General features: G+C 63.6%; 12 protein-coding genes. 8 read left to right on the top strand and 4 right to left on the bottom strand.

Annotated elements, in window-relative coordinates:
- The first annotated feature begins 3 nt into the window (after positions 1–3).
- From BMY84_RS05125 to BMY84_RS05150, 6 genes are all read left to right on the top strand, one after another.
- Positions 4–789 (top strand): outer membrane protein assembly factor BamD, encoded by a 786-nt coding sequence (locus BMY84_RS05125; RefSeq protein WP_093081236.1) that lies wholly within the window; start codon positions 4–6, stop codon positions 787–789.
- Positions 790–839: 50 nt separating this feature from the next.
- Complete coding sequence (recN, locus tag BMY84_RS05130) at positions 840–2,504, top strand: DNA repair protein RecN (protein WP_093081238.1); 1,665 nt, start codon at positions 840–842, stop codon at positions 2,502–2,504.
- 111 nt (positions 2,505–2,615) lie between these two features.
- Entirely contained in the window at positions 2,616–2,990 is a 375-nt protein-coding gene (locus tag BMY84_RS05135) for a putative quinol monooxygenase (RefSeq protein ID WP_093081241.1), read from the top strand.
- A gap of 281 nt (positions 2,991–3,271) precedes the next feature.
- Positions 3,272–5,389, top strand: a complete 2,118-nt coding sequence (gene ligA, locus BMY84_RS05140; protein WP_093081243.1) for an NAD-dependent DNA ligase LigA — start codon at positions 3,272–3,274, stop codon at positions 5,387–5,389.
- A gap of 275 nt (positions 5,390–5,664) precedes the next feature.
- Positions 5,665–8,745, top strand: a complete 3,081-nt coding sequence (locus BMY84_RS05145) for a TonB-dependent receptor domain-containing protein (protein ID WP_177203899.1) — start codon at positions 5,665–5,667, stop codon at positions 8,743–8,745.
- A gap of 113 nt (positions 8,746–8,858) precedes the next feature.
- Positions 8,859–10,739 (top strand): gamma-glutamyltransferase family protein, encoded by a 1,881-nt coding sequence (locus BMY84_RS05150; protein ID WP_093081246.1) that lies wholly within the window; start codon positions 8,859–8,861, stop codon positions 10,737–10,739.
- 67 nt (positions 10,740–10,806) lie between these two features.
- Here the strand turns inward: BMY84_RS05150 and BMY84_RS05155 are convergent, their stop codons facing one another.
- The gene (locus BMY84_RS05155; protein WP_093081249.1) at positions 10,807–12,225 is read right to left on the bottom strand and encodes a M20/M25/M40 family metallo-hydrolase; all 1,419 of its coding nucleotides are present in this window, start codon (positions 12,223–12,225) and stop codon (positions 10,807–10,809) included.
- 189 nt (positions 12,226–12,414) lie between these two features.
- Here BMY84_RS05155 and BMY84_RS05160 point away from each other — a divergent pair, with 189 nt between their 5' ends.
- Positions 12,415–14,202 (top strand): CIA30 family protein, encoded by a 1,788-nt coding sequence (locus BMY84_RS05160; RefSeq protein WP_256215059.1) that lies wholly within the window; start codon positions 12,415–12,417, stop codon positions 14,200–14,202.
- Between the two features lie 47 nt (positions 14,203–14,249).
- A complete protein-coding gene (locus BMY84_RS05165) occupies positions 14,250–17,003 on the top strand; it encodes a M14 family metallopeptidase (RefSeq protein ID WP_093081792.1) in 2,754 nt (917 codons plus the stop codon).
- 1 nt (position 17,004) lies between these two features.
- Here BMY84_RS05165 and BMY84_RS05170 read toward each other — a convergent pair whose 3' ends face one another.
- The 3 genes from BMY84_RS05170 to BMY84_RS05180 form a co-directional block, all read right to left on the bottom strand.
- On the bottom strand, positions 17,005–18,051 hold the full coding sequence (locus BMY84_RS05170; RefSeq protein ID WP_093081251.1) for a FecR family protein: 1,047 nt from the start codon (positions 18,049–18,051) through the stop codon (positions 17,005–17,007).
- A 17-nt stretch (positions 18,052–18,068) separates the two neighbouring features.
- Positions 18,069–18,602, bottom strand: coding sequence for an RNA polymerase sigma factor (locus tag BMY84_RS05175; RefSeq protein ID WP_093012959.1), 534 nt, complete (start codon positions 18,600–18,602; stop codon positions 18,069–18,071).
- An 80-nt stretch (positions 18,603–18,682) separates the two neighbouring features.
- Entirely contained in the window at positions 18,683–21,199 is a 2,517-nt protein-coding gene (locus BMY84_RS05180) for a TonB-dependent receptor (protein WP_256215061.1), read from the bottom strand.
- Positions 21,200–21,261 lie beyond the last annotated feature (62 nt).

Below are 21,261 nucleotides of genomic sequence, written 5' to 3' on the forward strand. Positions count from 1 at the left end.
CACATGCTGATGAAAAACATGTCGCGCGTCGGCGCGGTCGCCGCTCCCGCTTTGCTCGCTATTCTGCTTTCGGGTTGCTCGACCTCGAAGAACAAGGCGGATACGCTCTATGTCGCCCGCGACGTGTCGACCCTGTATAATAGTGGCAAGGCGCGGCTCGACCGGGGCCAGTATAAGCTGGCCGCCGCCCTGTTCGATGAAGTCGAACGTCAGCATCCCTATTCGCCCTGGGCACGCCGGGCGCAGCTCATGTCGTCGTTCAGCTATTATCTGAATCAGGATTATGCCGAATCCATCTCGGCGGCGCAGCGCTTCCTGTCGATCCACACCGGCAACAAGGACGCGCCCTACGCTTATTATCTGATCGCGCTCTGCTATTATGAGCAGATTGCCGACGTGACCCGCGACCAGAAGATCACCCAGCAGGCGCTGGATGCGCTGGGTGAACTGATCCGTCGCTATCCCGACACCCGCTATGCCGCCGACGCGCGCCTGAAGGTCGATCTGGTCAACGATCACCTTGCCGGCAAGGAAATGGAAGTCGGCCGATTCTATCAGCGCCGTGGCCAGTGGCTGGCCGCTACGCTGCGTTTCCGGTCGGTGGTCGACAAATATCAGACCACGACTCACACGCCCGAAGCGCTGGAGCGACTGGTCGAATCCTATCTGTCGCTGGGCATCCCTGCCGAAGCGCAGAAGGCCGCCGCGGTGCTGGGTCGCAACTATCCCGGCACCAAATGGTATGAGCGGTCCTACAAGCTGATGCAGGAACATCCGCCCAAGGCGTGATGCCTGCTTTGCCTGTTCCCCTTTTGTGCGTTGACAGGTAGAAGCGCGTCATGTTGACCTCGCTGGCCATCCGCAATGTCGTGCTGATCGAGGCGCTGGACCTGGAGTTCGGCGCCGGCCTTTCCGTGCTGACCGGCGAAACCGGGGCAGGCAAGTCGATCCTGCTCGACTCGCTGGGTCTGGCGCTGGGCGCGCGTGCCGACAGCGGACTGGTGCGTAACGGGGAAGCGCAGGCCAGCGTCGTCGCGACCTTCGAGCCGCCCGCCGCCGACCATCGTGTCAGCGCATTGCTGGCCGACAATGGCATTGATATGGAGCCGGGCGAACCGCTGCTGATCCGTCGTCTGGTGAAGGCCGATGGCGGCAGCCGCGCCTTCGTGAACGATCAGCCCTGTTCCGCCGCGTTGCTGCGTGACCTTGGTGGGTCGCTGGTCGAAATCCATGGTCAGCATGATGATCGCGGCCTGCTCAATCCGCGCGGGCACCGCGCGCTGCTCGACAGCTATGGGCGCTGTGATGCGGGTTCGGTGGCATCGGCCCATGCCGACTGGCGCACGGCCGCCAGCGCCCTGTCACAGGCGCGCGAGACGGTCGAGACTGCGGCGCGCGATCGCGACTATCTGACCCATGCGGTGGAGGAATTGCGCAAATTCGCGCCCGAAGCGGGTGAAGAGGCCACGCTGGCCGAAGAGCGCGCGACCATGCAGAAGGGCGCGCGGCTGACCGATGACCTGTCTGCCATCGGCGATTGCCTGACCGGATCGGATGGCGGCCTGGCCCAGTTACGGCAGGCGGCGCGTCGGCTGGACCGTATCGCGGGCGAGGAACCGCTGCTGAGCGCCGTGCTGGAGGCGCTGGACCGGGCCGTGGTGGAAGCGGGGGAGGCGGAGGATCGGCTGGCCGAAGCGGCCGAGGCGCTGAGTTTCGACCCCGCCCGGCTCGACTCCATCGAAACCCGCCTGTTCGACCTGCGCGGTCTGGCCCGCAAGCATCAGGTGCAGCCCGATGATCTTGCTGCGCTGTGCGAGGATATGGCGGCGAAGCTGGCCGCGATCGAGGGCGGGGAAGAACATATCGCGGCGCTGGAAAAGACGGTCGCGAAAAAGGCCGCTGCCTATCGCACGGCAGCGCAGGCGCTGTCGGGCGAGCGACAACTGGCCGCCGGCCGGCTTGATGCGGCGGTGGCGGGCGAACTGGCGCCACTGAAGCTGGATGCCGCGCGTTTTCGCACGGTGGTCGCGCCGCTCGACGAGGGGCAGTGGAGCGCGCAGGGCATGGACCGGGTCGAGTTCGAGATTTCGACCAACCCCGGCGCGCCCTTCGCGCCGCTGGCGAAGATTGCGTCGGGTGGCGAACTGTCCCGCTTCATCCTGGCGCTCAAGGTCGCGCTGGCCGAACGGGGCGGGGCGGACACGCTGATCTTTGACGAGATCGACCGGGGCGTGGGCGGCGCGGTGGCCGATGCGATCGGCGAGCGTCTGTCGCGACTGGCGCAGAGCAACCAGATCTTGGTCGTCACCCACAGCCCGCAGGTCGCGGCGCGGGGCGCGGGTCATATGCTGATCGCCAAGTCTTCGGACGGCACGGTGACGCGCACCGGCGTCCATGCGCTGGACGATGGCGAACGCCGCGAGGAAATCGCGCGGATGTTGTCGGGCGCGGAGATTACGGCGGAAGCGCGGGCGCAGGCGGAGCGGTTGCTGGAGCGGGTGTAGCAGGCCAACCTCGGTTCGTTTCGAGCGTGTCGAGAAACGGGAGCGCAGCGCTTATTGCTTCTCGACTTCGCTCGAAGCGAACGGATAATGAATGCAACCAGGGGAAATTGCATGACCCATAATCGCAGAGACATGCTTGGCCTCACTGCCGCCGCGGTTGCCGCAACCGCCATTCCTGCCGCCGCGCAAGAGTCGAAGCCCCTTTACGGTCTGATCGGGCAGATGCTCGCCAGCCCCGGCAAGCGCGACGAACTGGTCGGCTATCTGAAGGAAGCGACCAGGGCGATGCCCGGCTGCCTTTCCTATGTCGTGGCGCTCGACACCGCCAATCCCGACGCGATCTGGATCACCGAAGTCTGGGACAGCCGTGAAAGCCATGCCGCCTCGCTGAAACTGCCCGCTGTCCGCGCGGCCATCGCCAAGGCGCGCCCGATCATCGCGGGCTTCCCGCAGCATTTCGAGACGGTGCCGGTGGCGGGGGTGTAATTCCGCCATTTGCTGCGTGGATTATTGTTCGCGCAGAGGCGCAGAGCGCGCAGAGGATGAATTTTTCACGGGGAGAAGCGAAGGCGTGGAGATTTTTTGAGTGGCCTTCGGCTGACGGACATAGCGGCTCTCAGGAAAAAAACTCTGCGTCCTTTGCGCCTCTGCGCGAACACAATCTTCAGAAATTGGTTTGCCGACCAATTCTCTCCGCGTCTTCGCGCCTCCGCGTGAACCGGAAAGGCGAGCTTTCGCAGGAGCACGACTGAGGCTAAGGCATCCCCATGACCGACCCCGCCACCCTTACCGAAGCCGAAGCCGCCAACCGCCTGATGCGCCTTGCCAGGGAGGTGGCGAAGCATAACCGCCTCTATCATGATCAGGACGCGCCGGAGATCAGCGACGCCGATTATGACGCGCTGATCCGCGAGAATAATGCGCTGGAAGCTGCGTTCCCGCACCTGATCCGCGCGGATTCGCCCAATGCGCAGGTAGGGGCTGCCGCGACGTCCACGTTGAAGAAAGTGCCGCATGCCGTCCGCATGATGAGCCTCGACAATGGCTTTTCGGATGAGGATATAGCCGAATTTCTGGCCCGCGTCCGACGCTTTCTGGCACTGGCGGAGGCTGAACCGCTGGCGCTGACTGCCGAGCCGAAGATTGACGGCCTGTCCTGCTCGCTGCGCTATGAGCAGGGCGAACTGGTGCTGGCGGCGACCCGTGGCGACGGCACGACCGGCGAGGATGTGACCGCCAATGTCCGCACCATCGCCGATATTCCCCAGCGCCTGACCGGCCCTGCCATCCCCGACCTGTTCGAGGTGCGCGGCGAGGTCTATATGGCCAAGGGCGATTTCGTGGCGCTCAACCAGCGGCTGCTGGACGAAGCCGACGACCCGGAAAAGGCGCGCCAGTTCGCCAATCCGCGCAACGCCGCCGCCGGATCGCTGCGTCAGAAGGAGGCCAGCGTCACCGCCATTCGACCTCTGCGTTTCCTTGCCCATGGCTGGGGCGCGCATAGCGCGCTGCCCGCCGACACCCAGTTGGGCGTGATGCAGGCGATTGCGGGCTGGGGCCTGCCAGTGTCGGAACTGCTGACCTGCGTCGACAGCCTCGATTCACTGATCGCCCATTATCGGGAGATCGAGCGGCGGCGTGCGGACCTGCCCTTCGACATCGACGGCGTAGTGTACAAGGTGGATCGGCTGGACTGGCAGCAGCGTCTGGGCTTCGTTGCCAAGGCGCCGCGCTGGGCGATCGCGCATAAATTCCCGGCCGAACGGGCGCAGACGACGCTGGAAGCCATCGACATTCAGGTCGGCCGCACCGGCAAGCTGACACCGGTCGGTCGGCTGACCCCCGTCACCGTCGGCGGCGTGGTCGTGTCCAACGTGACGCTGCATAATGCGGACGAGATCGAGCGGCTGGGCGTTCGTCCCGGCGACCGCATCGTCGTCCAGCGTGCGGGCGACGTCATCCCGCAGGTGGTGGATAATCTGACCCGTGAGGAAGTGCGCGATCCCTTCCATTTCCCGACCCATTGCCCGGTCTGCCAGTCCGAAGCGGTGCGGGAGGAGGAAGAGGTCGATTTTCGCTGCACTGGCGGGCTGATCTGCCCGGCGCAGCGGTTCGAGCGGCTCCGTCATTTCGTCAGCCGCGCGGCGCTGGATATTGAGGGGCTGGGCGAAAAGACGATCCAGGAATTTCTCGACCTGGGCTGGATTGCCGAGCCGGCCGATATCTTCCGGTTGAAGAAGCATCGTTCGGACCTGCTGGGCCGGGAGGGCTGGAAGGAGAAGTCGGTCGACAATCTGTTCGCCGCGATCGAGGCCAAACGCCAGCCCGATGCCGCGAAGCTGCTCTTTGGCCTTGGCATCCGCCATGTCGGCGCGGTGACAGCGCGCGACCTGCTGAAGCGCTACACCAGCTTGCCCGTTGTCCGCACGTTGGCGCAGGACATCATCGCCCTGCGCGATGCTGCACCGGCGGAGGAGACGCAGGCGAAGAAGGACAAGGCGATCGCCGAACATATCGGCGTGGAAAATGTCGGCGCGGCGGTCGGCCATGCGCTGGCCGACTTCTTCCACGAACCACATAATGTGGAGGCGTGGGACGACCTTTTGTCCGAAGTCTCGACCCCGGACTATGTCGTGGAAACCACCGCCAGCGCCGTCACCGGCAAGATCGTCGTCTTCACCGGCAAGCTGGAAACGATGAGCCGGGACGAGGCCAAGGCGCAGGCCGAACGGCTGGGCGCCAAGGCGGCGGGATCGGTCAGTGCGAAGACCGATCTGGTCGTCGCCGGGCCGGGCGCGGGATCGAAACTGAAACAGGCGACCGCGCTGGGGATCGAGGTCATCAGCGAGGAAGCCTGGGCGGAGATCGTCAGGGCGGCCGGGTAACGGGCCTGTCTCCCGGCCTATCGTTGGGGGCATCACTATGATCCGCAAAAGGCGGCCATGTCTTACAGGGACATGGCCGCCTTTTGCGTTCGGCTTCGCTCGCCGGGAGCAACGTAGCCTGCTGCAACAGTTTGCCACAGGGCTGTCATTTTTTTCGGAGGCAATCCGAAAAGCCTGCGTCAAGGGTGATGAAGAGTCCGAAAACGACCTTTGGGAGAGGAGGGACGCGGCACATGCCCGAGGCGATCGTCCGGGCAATGGGACAGGGGGAATTTATGAAACGAGACGCAATCGGGACGCGCGCAACCACCAGCAGCCTGGCCATCTGCCTAGCGATGATGGCGGGTGTATCCGCCGCGCAGGCGCAGGATGCGGCACCAGCGGAAGAACCCAATGGCGGCGCGGAAATCGTCGTCATCGGCACCCAGATCAAGGGATTGAAGGCCAGCGGCGCCATCCCCGTGACCAGCGTGGGCGAAGAGCAGATCAAGGGCGTTGCGGCGGTGTCGGGCGCAGACCTGTTCCGTTCCATCCCGCAGCTTGGCGGTTCCGCCTTCAACGAACAGGCGATCGGCGGCAGCAGCCCCAACGCCGCGCGCGGCGACGTGTCGTCCATCAGCCTTCGTGGCATGGGGCAGGGCAATACGCTGCTGCTGATCAACGGCCGCCGTACCGTGCTGCACCCGACGTCCCAGTCGATCAGCGGCGCGATCGATTCCGGCGTGCCGGTCTTCAGCTATAATGCCAACGCCATTCCCGTCGGTGCGATCGAGCGCGTCGAAGTGCTGCGCGACGGCGCGGCCGCTCTCTACGGGTCGGACGCGGTGGCCGGCGTCATCAACAATGTGCTCGATTCCGATTTCAAGGGCGCGAGGTTCGACACGCAATATGGCGGTGCGGAAGGCACCAATCTGCGCGAATTTTCCTTCAACGGACTGGTCGGCAAGGATTTTGCCGAAGGACGCGGCAATATCTCGCTCTTCGCCGGCTATGCCCGCAAGACCAAGCTGTATCTGAGCGATCAGGACTATACCGCTGACTCGGACCGTCGTGGCTATGTCGCCGGCACCTCCTTCGCCAATGTGGCGGCGTTCAACGGCACCAGCACGACCACGCCCTGGGGCACGTTCCGCGCATCGGGCAGCGGCGTCATCACCAGCAATGGCGTAGCGATCACCAATTCCTCGCGCCAGTTCCATGTCCAGCCCGACACCAATGCGGGTTGCGCCGTTGCCAGCAGCACGCCGGGCGTCTGTATCGACGATGGCAGCGGCACCACGGCCATGGCCTCGACCGATTCCAACCTGCGCTTCAATTCGACCCTGTCGGACAAGACGCTGACCGCAACGCCGTCGATCAACCGCATCAACATCTTCAGCACGGCGCATTTCGACATCACCGACACGATGACCATCTATGGGGAGGCCGGCTTCTATCGCGGCGAAACCCATCAGGTCACCTCGTCGGGTTCCTCGCTCAGCACCACGCCGATCACCGTGGCGGCGAACGCCTATTGGAATCCGTTGGGCGCGACCGGATCGCCGAACCGACTGCCGGGCCTGAACATCTCAGACGAAGGCGTGCCGGTCACGATCAGTTCGCTCAACTATTTCGATGTCGGTCCGCGTCCGGTGGATGTCGTCAACTATCAGTATCGCTTCCTGGGCGGCCTGAAGGGCGAGATCGGCAAGTGGAATTACGACACCGCCGCCCTCTATAACTGGGCGACCGTGCGCGACAGCATGCAGAGCATTTCCAGCACCCTGTTGCAGGCCGCGATCAACAAGACCACGTCCGACGCCTATAATCCGTTCAACGGCGGTTGCGTCGATACGCCCTCGATCGGCGATTGCACGATCAACAATCAGGCGACGATGGACAGCGTGATGATCACCAGCGTCCGCAAGAACAAGACGACGCTGGCGCTGTGGGACTTCAAATTGTCGAACGCTGAACTGCTGGGCCTGTGGGGCGGCGGCAATGTCGGTGTGGCGGCCGGTGTCGAAATACGCCGCGAAACCTATCATGATGATCGCGATTCCCATCAGGACGGCACGGTCAAATATACCGACAGCGTGACCGGCATCGTTTATGACAGCGATCTGATCGGCGCCAGCTACAGCCCGGACGTCAGGGGCAAGCGCACCGTCTATTCGGCCTATGCTGAACTCGCCATTCCGCTGTTCACCCCGGAAATGGAAGTGCCGATGTTCCGGTCCTTCGACGTGCAGATCGCCGGTCGTTATGAAAAATATAGCGACGTCGGCAGTGTCGCGAAGCCCAAGATCGCGGCGGCGTGGGACTTGCTGGAAGGCATTCGCCTGCGCGGCTCCTGGTCGCAGGGCTTCCGCGCGCCGAATCTGGAGGTCGTGAACACCGACACACTGGTTCGCGTTGGCACCGGCACCGATTATGTGCTCTGCGAAGCAGACCTGCGCGCTGGCCGCATCAGCAGCTTCTCTGCCTGTAATCAGAGCCTTCAGGTTCAGCGCCAGAGCGGCGGCAACCCCAATCTGAAGCCGGAAACGTCGACCAGCTGGAACTTCGGCGCCGTCTTCTCGCCGCCGCTGCCCGATGGCTTTGGCAATGTGACGCTGACGGTCGACCGCTGGCGGATCAAGCAGAAGAATGTCATCGGTCTGCTCGACTATCAGAACTCGCTGACGCTCGACTATCTGCTCCGCACACAGGGCAGCAGCAATCCGAATGTCGTGCGCGCTGCGCCCACGGCGGCGGATGAAGCGCTGGTAGCGGGCACGGGCCTCGCGCCGGTGGGCGAACTGCTCTATGTCGTGGCGCCGTTCGAAAATCTGCTGCCCGTTCAGGTCGATGGTATCGATTTCAACATGGAATATCGGGTGAAGACCGGTATCGGCAACTTTGCGCTGAACGTGAACGCGGCCCGTCTGATCAAATATGACGTTCTGGCGGCTTCGAGCACACAGGCTATTCTGGACGGCATTTCGTCGGGTCAGATCAGTTCGCTGTTGGCTGTCGCAGGCGGTGGCAGCGTGCTCAAGCGGGACGGCCAGCCGCGCTGGCGCCTGTCGGGCAGCCTGAACTATTCCTATGGGCCGGTGGAAATCGGTGCCTTCACCCAGTTCATCAGCGACACCTATCAGAGCAGCGTGATCAATTCCGAAGGCGATAATTTCGTCGTCAAGGGACAGACCACGATCAACCTCTACGGCACCTACAAGTTCGAGAATGAAGGCATGCTGAAGGGTAGCAGCTTCACGCTGGGCGTGCGCAACCTGTTCGACAAGGATCCGCCGCTGTCGTCCAACGGCTATGCATCGAACCTTTACGCGCCGCAGGCCCGCTACTGGTATGTCGGGGCGAAGAAGTCCTTCTGATCCCCTGATGTGAAGGGAATGGCCCGGTTCTGCGGAGGAGAGATATCCTTTGCGGGGCCGGGCATTCCTGTTTTTCGCCCGCCCAAATCCCTGCATGAAAAAATGAGAATGGCATGAGCAGCATCCCTCCCGAAACAGCGCCTGCCCGGATGGACCGGCGCGCCATGATCAGCGCCAGCCTGGCCGGGGTGGCGATGTCCGCCCTGCCGGTGCGGGCGCTGGCCCAGTCCGGTGCGCGGGCGCCCGATGCGCCGCGATCGGGCGAGGCGAGCGTTGCCGCCCACCGGATCGAGGTGCCGATGCCGCATGGCGGTGTCGCCGCCGGTCATCCGCTGGCGTCGATGGCCGGGGTCCGCATGCTGATGCAGGGCGGATCGGCGGCCGATGCGGCGGTGGCTGCGATGGCAGTGATGAATGTGGTCGAACCCTGGGCGTCGAGCGCGGCGGGCAATGGCTTTGCCACCTGTTTCGACCGCAAGAGCGGGGAGGTTTCCTCCCTGGCCTTCACCGGCGGCGCGCCCCGTCTGCTTGATCCCGATGGCGATCCCAAGGAACTGGATCATGGGCCAAAGGCGGTGACGGTGCCCGGCGCGTTCGGCGGCTGGATCGAACTGGCGCGCCGCTTCGGCAAGTTGCCGCTGGCGACGCTGCTGGAACCGGCGATCGGCTATGCGCGCGATGGCCACCCGCTAGACCCGTCGATCGCGATGTTCATCCGCCGGGCGCAGGCGACGCTGAAACTCTATCCCACCAGCGCGGCGATCTTCCTGCCCGGCGGTCAGCCGCCTGCGCCCCGCTCGATCTTCCGCAACGAACCGCTGGCCCGCACGCTTCAGGCATTGGCCGACGCGGATACGCAGGCGCGCAAGGGCGGGGCCGATCATGGCAAGGCGTTGCAGGCCGCCTATGACTATTTCTATTCCGGGCCGGTCGCGCAGGAATTTGCGCGCTTTTCGCAGCAGACCGGCGGCTGGCTGCGGCTGAACGACATGGCGGCCTATCGCCCGCAATGGGACAAGCCGGTCAGCACCAATTATCGCGGGCTGGACGTCTACTCCAGTCCGCTGACATCGCGCACCGGGCTGGAATTGTGCGAGCAGCTCAATCTGCTGGAGGGGTGGGATATTTCCGCACTGCCCGCTGATGGACCGGAACTGACGCACCTGCTGATCGAAACGATCAAGGTCGCCAAGGCGGACGTCTATAAATATGCGGCCGACCCGAAATTTAGCGAGACGCCGGTCCATGGCCTGCTGTCCAAGCAGTTCGCGGCCGAGCGCCGCCGTCTGATCGATATCAAGCGGGCGATCGCCTATCCCGAGGGGGGCGACGCGATCCGCTATAATGGCCGCACGTCGATGACGCAGCCGCCGCAGATTTTCGCGGCGAACGGGGACGATCATACCCGTGGCGGCGATACGACCAGTATGTCGATCGTCGATCAGGACGGCAATGCCATCGCCGTGACGACGACCGTCGGTGGCGGTTTCGGCACGTTCATGGTGATGGGGGACACGGGGCTGCTGTGCAATAACGGACTGCGGCTGGGATCGTCCGCGCCCTATGCCGGGCACCCGAACAAGATCGCGCCGGGCAAGCGGGCGCTGCTGGGCAATGGCCCGACGATCGTGCTGGACAAGGGGCGGTTCAAGATGGTGTTCGGGTCGCCGGGCGGCGAAACCATCGGCCAGACCCAATATCAGTTTCTGGTCAATGTGGTGGACCGGGGCATGCCCATTCAGGCGGCGATCGAAGCGCCGCGTTTCGCGCTGGACCCTGACCCCAATTTCTACAAGCCCGGTGCGGCGATGAGCGTGCAGATGGAAGGGCGTTTTTCCGAGAACATCATCGCCTCGCTGGGGGCGATGGGGCATCGGATCGAGAAGGTCGGCCCTTATGCCATCGGCAGCATTCAGGGCATATTGGCCGATCCGTCGGGCGCCCGCATGGGCGGATCGGACCCGCGCCGCATGGGCTATGGCGTGGGCTATTAAGGCTTAGCGAGGTCAGGGAGGGCGAGGAGGGGCCGGTCATCCGAGAGGATGACCGGCCCCTTTTTCATCAATTCTTCTGGTCGGCGTAGGCCTTCACCAGTTGATAGAGGAACACGCGACCTTCCATCACGGACTTAACGCGGATACGTTCGTTGAGGCCATGGACGCCATTGCCGTCGGTGTCGCGGAACAGCCCGGAAATGCCATAGGTCGGGATGCCGGCCGCATTCAGCGACACCGCGTCAGTGGCGCCGGTCGCCATGTGCGGCACGACCGGAACGCCTGGCCAGATGGAGGCGGAGATCTTCTCGGCCGTGCCCAATATCTTCGGCGTGACGGGGGCCGGATTGGACGGGCGATAGGCGCGCTGGGACGTGACCTTGACTTCGGGATCGTTGACCACCTTGGTCAGCGTCGCCAACACTTCGTCCGTCGATACACCGGGCATTACGCGGCAATTGACCGTGGCGGTCGCGCGCTGGGGCAGGGCGTTGGAAGCATGGCCGGCCGACAACATGGTTGCGACGCAGGTGGTGCGCAGCATCGAATGATACATGGGCGATTTGTTCAGGATCGCATTGGCGGCCGCATCATTGGGATTGGCGACGATGGCGGTCATCGCGGCGCCGGTTTCGCCGCCCACCACCTTGGCCATGCGGGTGAAATAGCCCTTGTTGGCGTCGATGAACTGGACCGGGAAATCATATTGACCCAGCCGGTCGAGCGCGCGGGCCAGGCTGTAGATCGCATTGTCGGGGCGCGGGACGGACGAATGGCCGCCGGGGTTGGTCGCCTCCACCGCGAAGTTCATCACCACCTTCTGCGCGGCCTGAAGCGTCTGCGCCACCGGCTTGCCGCTGGCGTCCAACTCACCTGCGCCGCCTTCATTCAGGGCGAATTCGGCGTCGATCAGGTCGCGCTGATTTTCCGTCAGCCATTTGGCGCCGTTCAGATACAGCCCTTCCTCGCCACAGGTCAGCGCCATCTTGACGGTGCGCAGCGGCTTGTACTTCTCCTGGTTGAAACGGATCATAGTGTCCGCCCAGATCGCGCTCTGCGCCTTCATGTCGGAGGTGCCGCGACCGTAGAAATAGCCGTCTTCTTCGATCATGGTGAAGGGATCGCGGGTCCAGTCGGCCCGGCGGGCGTTCACTACGTCGATATGGCCCAGCATCAGGATCGCCTTGGCCTTGGGATCGCGGCCCGGATAGACGGCGACCAGCGCGCCCGCCTTGGGATGGCCTTCGGGCACGAAGAGGTGGAGATTTTCCGCCGGGAAACCCGCCGCCTTCATCCGTTCCGCCACCTTGTTGGTCACGGCGGTACAGTCGCCGGTGTCGAAGCTGCTGTCGGTTTCCACCATCTCCTTGTACAGCGCGCGAAAGGCCGGTTCGCCGTCGGCTGGCGCGGCATGGGCGATCGGCGCGGTCATGCCGCCCATCGAAAGCGCCGTCGTCAGGGCGAGTGTGAGTGCTGTTTTCCCCATGGATATATGTCCCCTCGTTACTGGTCCGAAATATAGACGCGGCTGGGCGACAAACCCCCACAGAATAAGCTGTCGCAATGTTTGGCGCTGGTTTGGGAGGATAGGCGCGTGCGCTGCGTCTTAGGGAGCAGAGAGGCTATTCGTCCGGGCCGTGGGGCTGGCGAGCGGCAGGCAATAAGGGGGCATATCTTGCGCACATATCTTCTGATGGCACCGGTGATTGCGGGTCTGGTTCTGACGGCGGCGTCCGTCCCGGCGCAAACCGGCAAGGGCGTCACCGCGATAGTGGGCGGCATGGTGTTCGACGGCACGGGTACGGCGGCAAAGCCTGCCACCGTGCTGATCGAAGGCGACCGGATCATTGCCGTGGGCAGTGATGTGACCGTGCCGCGCGGCGCGAAGATCATCGATGCGAAGGGGAAGGCGGTGCTGCCGGGCTTCATCGACGTGCACACCCACTGGACGCCGGGCGGATCGCCCGCCACCATTCCGCAGATCGCCACCGCCTATGTCCAGTCGGGCATCACCACGGTCACGGACTTTCATGAGCAGCCCGAATCCTATGCCCCGCGCCGCGCCTGGCTGAAGACGCTGGCGACGCCGCATGTCGCCTTTGCCGCGCGCGTCAGCACGCCGGGCGGCCATGGCGCGGACTGGGGCGATCGGAACACGACCATCCCCATCAACACGCCCGAAGGCGCGAAGGCGGCGGTCAAGACGCTGGAAGCCTATCAGCCGGACCTGATCAAGGCCTTCACCGATGGCTGGCGCTATGGCAGCTCGCCCGACAATACCAGCATGGACGAATGGACGCTGCGGGCGCTGTCGCAGGCGGCGCACAAGAATAACTGGCCCGTCCTGACCCATACGGTCACGGTCGAACGCGGGCTGGTCGGAGCGCGGGGCGAAGTGGATTCGCTGGCCCACGGCATGCAGGATCGCGCGATCACGGCGGAGGAAGTGGCCGCGATCAAGGCGACCGGCATGGCGATGGCGCCGACACTGGCCGTCTATGATCCGGAAAAGCCGCGTCAAGGGCCGGTGACGACCGACGATCCGCGCTACAAAAGATCGCTGATCAATTTCGGCTATGCGCTGGGCAATGTGAAGGCGCTGCATGATGCGGGCGTGATCATCGCCGTCGGCACCGATGCCGGTATGCCCGGCACGCCGCATGGCCGATCGACGCTGCGCGAGATGGAATTGCTGGTGAAGGCAGGGCTGACCCCGGCACAGGCGCTGGAGTCCGGCACGAAGAACAGCGCGAAGGTGCTGCGGATCGATGCCGATCGCGGGACCATCGCCGTGGGCAAGCGGGCCGACATCGCGATCATCGATGGTGCGCCCTGGGCGAATATCATGGACGTCTACAAGATATCGCAGGTCATGGTCGACGGCCGTCTGGTCAGCGGGGCCGGGGCGCCGCCGCTGCCTGCCGCCAATCAGGCGACCCGGCTGGCGTCCGTCACCGTGCCGGCATTGCTGGATGATTTCGAACGGGCGGACCAGCGCTCCTCGCTCGATACGTTGCGGCTGGAATCGCCCGATGGCGGCCTCGACCGGACGGTGGAGATCACGCAGGTCGTGCCGCGCGATGGCGGGGGCAAGGCGCTGGCGCTGTCGGCCCGTATGTCGACCAAGGATAATGCCTATGCAGGCTTCATTGTGCCGCTGACGCGCGGGTCGGTCACGCCGGTTCGGCTGGACGGCTATCAGGGCGTGCGTTTCGAGGTGAAGGGGGATGGCGCCTATATCGTGCGGATCAACGGACTGGACGGAAGCTGGGAAACGACCGTGACCGGCACGCCCGCCTGGGGCAGCGTGGACGTGCCCTTCAGCCAGTTCACGCCGGTCGTCACGCGCGGGCAGGCGGCGCCTGCGTTCAAGCCCGATGGCATCATTCAGGTGGAGATCGGCGGCAGTCGCCCGGCGGGCAAGCATCTGTGGATGCAGGTGGACAATATCCGCTTTTATTGAACGGCTTATCGCGCCAGTTTACCTAAAATATTTTCCATGGAGCCATGATGAAACCCCATTGGCTGTTGCTGACCGCCGGCATGCTGGCGCAATCCGTTTCCCTGACCGCGCAGACCGCGCCCGAAGCCTTTTTCAAGCAGAAGCCGGGCACGGATTATTATCTGGCCAATTATAGCGAATATGAAGCCTATCTGAAGAAGCTGGCCGGTGAGAGCGACCGGATGAAGCTGGTCGACATGGGCAAGACGGCAGAAGGGCGGACGCAATGGATGGCGATCGTGTCGTCCCCCGCCAATCTGGGCAAGCTGGATCATTATCGCGACATCGCGCAGAAACTGGCGCGCGCCAAGGGCGTGGACGAGAAGGAGGCGCAGCGCCTGTCGGCGGAGGGCAAGGCGATCGTCTGGATCGACGCGGGCATGCACGCGACCGAAACGGTGACGGCGCAGGGGCAGATTCAGGTGCTTCACCGGATGCTGACCCAGTCCGACCCGGAAACGATGCGGATGCTGGACGATTGCATCATCCTGTTCGCGCAGGACAATCCGGACGGGATGGAGCTGGTCGCCAACTGGTATATGCGCCATGCCGATCCCAAGGCGCGGGAATTTGCGACGCTGCCCGTGCTGTACCAGAAATATATCGGCCATGATAATAACCGCGATAGCTATATGATGGCGATGCCGGAGACGGAAAATGTCAACCGGCAGCTGTTCCGCACATGGTATCCGCAGATCATCTACAACCAGCATCAGACCGGGCCGGAAGGCATGGTGGTGTTCGTCCCGCCTTTCCGCGATCCGTTCAATTTCAACTATGACCCGATCGTCATGTCGCAGCTCAACGAGGTCGGCTTTTCCATGCATTCCCGCCTGATCGCCGAGGGCAAGGCGGGATCGGGCACCCGCAGCGCGGCACGCTATTCCACCTGGCATAATGGCATGGAACGGTCGGTCGCCTATTTCCACAACAGCATCGGCCTGCTGACCGAGATTATCGGCAGCCCCACGCCCGCGAAGATCCCGCTGGTGCCCGGCACCCAGTTGCCGCGTGGCGACGAGATGATGCCGATCGCGCCGCGCGACTGGCATTTGCAGGATTCGCTCGACTATCAATGGACGCTCAACCGCGCCGTGATCGACTATGCATCGCGCAATCGGGAGCGGTTGCTGTTCAACGTCTGGCGGATGGGCATGAACAGCATAGAGAAGGGCAGCCGCGACAGCTGGACCGTGACGCCCGCCAAGGTCGACCGGCTGGTCAATGCTGCGCCGCTGAAGGTGGAGGGCAAGGACGAATATAATCGTCCCATGGCCAGCGGACCGAAGAAGATCGATCCCAAACTCTATGGCATGCTGATGCAGCCGCCGGCGGAACGCGATCCGCGCGCCTATGTCATTCCCGCCGATCAGCCCGATCTGCCGACCGCCGTCACCTTCCTCAACGCGCTGATCAAGAATGGCGTCGATGTCGAGCGGGCCGACGCACCCTTCACGGCTGGGGGCAAAAGCTATGCCGCCGGTTCCTATATCGTGCGGACGGCGCAGGCCTATCGCCCGCATATATTGGACATGTTCGAGCCGCAGGATCATCCCCACGACACCGATTACCCCGGCGGTCCGCCCAAGGCGCCCTACGACATTACCGGCTATACGCTGGCCTATCAGATGGGGGTAAGGTTCGACCGCATCCTGGACCCGATGCCCGAAGGCTTTGCCACCCTGTCCGAACCGCTGGCCCCGCCGCCCGGCCGGATCGAGGGGCAGGGCGATGCCGGCTGGATCGTCAGCCATGAGAGCAATAACGGCTTCATCCTGACGAATCGCCTGCTCAAGGCCGGTATTCGCCCGGCCTGGGTGCGGCAGGCGACGAGCGTGAATGGCAAAGCGATGCAGCCCGGCGCGATCTGGATACCGGCGTCGGCACAGGCGAAGAGCATCGTCGCGAAGGCAACAAGCGAATTGGGGATCGTCGCGCAGGCGGTGGCGGCAAAGCCGCAGGGCGAAATGATCGCGCTGAAACCCATGCGGATCGGGCTGGTGGATCGCTATGGCGGGCTGATCACGGCGGGTTGGACGCGCTGGCTGCTGGAGCGGTTCGAATTCCCGTTCGAGCAGGTTTTTCCGCAGCGACTGGACGCGGGCAATCTGGAGAAGGATTATGACGTCCTTCTGTTCGCCGACGACGCCCTGCCACCCGAAGGCGCATGGGGTTCCGACCGGCCGAGCCGCCAGCCGGAGCTGAACGACACGCCTACCCAATATCGCGCGATGCTGGGCAAGGTTACGGATGCCAAGACGGTGCCTGCCATCGCCGCCTTTGCCCGCAATGGCGGCAGCGTGGTGGCGATCGGCAGTTCGGCGCGCTTCGTCGACCTGTTTTCTACGCCGCTCAAGCCCGCCCTGACGCGGGAAGTGGATGGCGCGGCAAAGGCGCTGGATATCAAGAACTTCTATATCCCCGGCGCGATCCTGCGCGCGCGCGTCGACAATCGCCAGCCGCTGGCCTTTGGCCTGCCCGATCAGGTGGACGTCTTCTTCAATCAGGCGCAGAGCTTCACCCCGGTTGCTGGTGGTGCGGGCTATAAGAGCATATCCTGGTTCGACGGGCGTGATCTGCTGCGCAGCGGCTGGGCCGTGGGGCAGGAGAAGCTGGGGGGCACCATCGCCGTCGCGGATATCGATGTCGGCAAGGGGAAGCTGTTCGTCATGGCGCCCGAAGTGGCGCATCGCGCGCAGGCCTATGGAACGTTCAAATTCCTGTTCAACGCGCTGCTCTACGGGCCTTCAGCGAAGCCCTGATTTAGGTCAGGCTCCGGCAGTCGGTCGAACCGGCTGCCGGAACGCGGGAAATGATGATCTTGCCATTTTGATGGCGCACCGTGGCCAGCCCCTGTTGCTCCAGCGCATGGGCCAGTCCTTCCACATTATTGAGGTCGAACACGCCGCTGATCGCGATCCGGGCGGCGTCCCGGTCGACCAGCAGGGCGTCGCCAGCATAGGGGTTCATCTGGCGGGCAACGTCGGTCAGGCAATGCGATGAAAAGATGATCTTGCCGTCGGTCCAGGCGGATTCCTGCATGATGTCGACCGGGGTCAGTTCGACCGAACCGGCATATTGCACCAGCTTCATGCCCGCGTTGAGCAGGGTCGTATGGCCGCCATGCCTGGCGGGCAACTGGGTGACGACGCGGACGATGCCTTCCGATATCATTACGCCCTCGCCCTTGGGCGAGAGGCTGACGTCGAAGGCGGTGCCGACGGCGGTGGCGGTCAGCCGACCGGCCGAGACGATGAAGGGGCGGCTTGCATCTTTGTGCACGGCGAAATGGGCGCGGCCATTTTGCAGCGTGACGCCGCGCTGATTGTCGGAATAGGCCAACCTGATGCTGCTGTCGCGATCCAGCGTGATGCGCGATCCGTCCGGCAGGCGGATGGTGCGGCGGTCCTTGGCGCTGGTCAGAATCTGGGGATCATTTGCCACGGCCGCGATCTGCGCCTGCTCACTGGCGCCGGGCGTCGAGCCGCTCTTGCCGAACCAGACGACGGCAGAGGCGGACACCATCGCGACCAATCCAGCGGCGATGGCCCATTTGCCGGTGCCCGAACGCAGCCAGCTTTCACGCTTCGGCTGGGTCCGTTCGCGCATCTCGGCCAGCATCTGCTGGATTTCCGGGCTGTCCTGGGTCGATCCGGCGACATCCCAGGCGGCGTACACATCTTCCATCGCCTTGCGATTTTCCGGCGCAGCCTCTTCCCATTCGTCCATTTCGGACTGCATGGCCGGAGAATCCCGACGCGACAGCATGCGCGCCAGATATGCAGCGGCAACATCAAACCGATCAGCCATGGTTGCGCCTTAACCTTTCACTTCGACATTCGCCGGGCGAGATGCGCTACCGCTTTTGCGATCTGCTTTTCAATACCACTGACCGAAAGGCCGACCCTGGCCGCAATTTCCGCATGGGACAAACCTTCGAACCGCTTCATCAGGAATATGTCCCGTGTTCGTTCGGGCAGTTCCTGCAACGCCGCCGCGACCCGCAATATCTCTTCTCTTGCAACTATGACGCGGTCTGGCGAACATTCCTCAACAGGATGATCGCTTTCGGTCAGATTTTTTTGCATCTCGACCTTGCGAACGCTGTCGCGGCGGGCCTTGTCGCGCAGCACATTGGCGGCGGTGCGGAACAGATAGGCTTCCGGATTGTCGATCTGGTCGGTCGATCGCCGCGCCAGAATGCGCAGCATCACGTCCTGCACCAGATCGTCCACGATGTTCAGATTGCCGGTTTTCCGGACGAAATAGCTGCGCAGGGCAGGGATGAACGGGATCAGGTCCCGCTGATGCAGCGGATGGGACGGAGCGAGACTTAATTGCGTACCGCGATACTGGTCCATCGGATGCCTATTCCCCTGTCAAATAGCTCCGTTCCTCTCCACTTCCCCCTATTGGCCTGTCGGTATCCTGTCCGGCGATGTTACCATCGTCTTGTCCAGATCAACGAAAATTCCCTTGGCCTGTAGCTGAACGTTTGACCCGCCCCGAATCCATTATTCAAAGCACGCAAATCTGCACGAACATTGAAAAGATTTTTGAGGGACACCGAAATGGACGCATCGCGCCAGTTATAGGCGGCGTCCGTGTTGAGCAGCAGGAAGCCCTTCGTCGCCAGATAATCCGGGTCGTTTCGGCTGAAGGTGGAATGGAATCCGGACTGATATTGCCAATGGGCTTTCGCAGTGATCGCGCGTCCGTCCTCCAGCGGCCAGCGCTGCATCAGGCTGAGGCTGGCGCGGAAGGTGGAGGCGAAGGGGATTGAATCGCCCTTTTCCACGACGCCCACGGCGGCGGCGGCCGGTGCTATCCGTTCGATCTGGCTCAGGATTATGCTGCTCGACAGGCGGATGGTGGTGCGGTCGGATGGCGTGACCGTCATTTCCATTTCCGTGCCGGCGATCGCGGCGTTGCCGACATTGACGATATAGGCGTGGGACCGGTTTTCCGACAAAGCGCGATATTGCATGTCCTGCCAGACGTTGAGATAGCCCATCAGTGTGAAGGACAGGGCCGGGTTCCACCGCGCTTTCAGGCCGAATTCCGCGCCCAACAAGCTGTCCGCCTCAAATGTGCGCTGGTTGGGGACGAGGACCGAAGCCGTGTTCACCCCCGCCGGGCGGAAGCTGCGGGTCGCCTGCCAGTGCAGCGTCACATGATCGTCGACGGGCAGGTCCAGATGTGCGCGGGCATAGAGGCCCTGCGATCGCTTGACCGTCAACGGCCAGGAATCGATCGATCCGCTGATGATGTTGGGCACCAGTACGTCGTTGCGGGACGATACACGGTGCCAGTCATAACGCAGGCCGAGCGACGCCAGCCAGCCGCCGTCGCCATGATAGGCGACGTCGCCGAAAATCGCCGCCTGCGTCCGGCTGATAGCCATTTCGCGCAGGCCGAAATAGTCGGTTGGTGCGTCATCGTCCGTATAGACGGAGAGGCCGCTGCTGAAATGTTCCGACCGGTGGTCCAGCATCACCCCGGTAGTCCAGTCGATCGGGCCGCCGGGTCGGCTTTCCAGACGGACTTCCTGCGACATGCGGCGCAGGGTGATGGGAATGTGCAGCAGGGCCGGGGTCAGGCTTTCCACATGATTGGTGAAGGCGTCGACTTGCTGCGGGTCACACATAGCGCCGGTGCCGAGGGCGAAATAGCGCTGGCAGGCGGCCGGGTCCGACGCCTGAAGAAGGGTGGGATTGGTGCGGTCGAATTTGCGGTCGAGCTTCCAGCGATAATAAGCCGATATGCTGGTCAGGCGGACATGGTCCATCTGGTAGGCGGCCTTCAGCCGTCCCAGCAGGAAGTCATGGGTCGTCGGCGCCAGAAATTGCCGGTCCATATTATAACGGCCCAGCGCGCGGCTCCAGGCGCCGCTGTCCGATATGCGCCGGTGCTGCCATGTCAGCAGCGCGGATATGTCGAGATCGGCATGGGGAGCATAGCGGGTGATGAGGCGGACGCCCTGCATCGCATCGCCATTCACATTGTCGTCGCCGGTGCGGATATTGTCGACGAAGCCGCCCTGCCGGTTAGCATAGCCGGTCAGCCGGATTGCGGCATTTTCACCGACCGGCGCATTGATCGTTCCCGCCAGCTGATATCCCGGATCACCGCCCTCCAGCAGCGAAAAGCCGAGTGTCGACTTGCCTTCCCATTTGCCGAGCTTGGCGGGTTCGGGCTCCACTTCCACCTCGCCGGCCAGCGCGCCGATGCCATGTTCGGTGTTGCGCGCGGTTCGCGCCGTGCTGACGCTATAGATGTCGACCAGCGCCAGATCCATGGTCGTGCGCGACGCATCGCTGCCGGTGCCGGAGGGGCCGGTGATGGCGACGTCACCGAAATAGACGGCTGTCGTGGCCTCCCCCGCCATGCCGATGCCGCGGACGACAATGCCCTGCTGCCCCGCGCTGCCGGGCTGGGCGCTGGGACCGGCGCCATCATCCAGCAGGGCGTCGAGCGAAAAGCTGGCGGGGCGCAGTTGCATGTCGCCGGCAAAGGTCACGGGTTCGAATATATGGGGACCGATGACGACCAGCGCCTGCGGATTGGGTGGCGCATCCACCGGTTCGGCGGGCGTTGCGGGGGGAGCCGCTTCCTCGCGCTCCGGCTCGATCGAGATGACGCCGTTGACGCTTTGCCGGAAAGTCAGGCCGGTCCCCCTGAGCAGGCGGCGCAGCGCGTCTTCAAATGTCAGATAGCCCTTGATCGGCGCGGACAGTTTACGGGTCAGGGGCGAGGGAGCGAAAATGACCTGTCGCCGTGTCTGCACGGCCAGTTGCTGGATCGCCTTTTCCAGTCGTTGCTGTGGGACGGATATATTGGCCGGTCCGCCCAATCCCGCCTTTGCCGGGCAGGATAAAGCGAGCAGGCCAAGCGATGCCGGGCCGATGATCCCGACATGCGCGAACGACTGTCTGAAAGTCCTTCCCCGCTCTGCCAAGATCGACCTGCCCCACCCCGCACGGTTCCTTTCCTCCACAACGGACGAAAGCGGCTTTTCCG

Origin of the sequence: Sphingobium sp. AP50, assembly GCF_900109095.1 — a bacterium.
Lineage (GTDB): Bacteria > Pseudomonadota > Alphaproteobacteria > Sphingomonadales > Sphingomonadaceae > Sphingobium.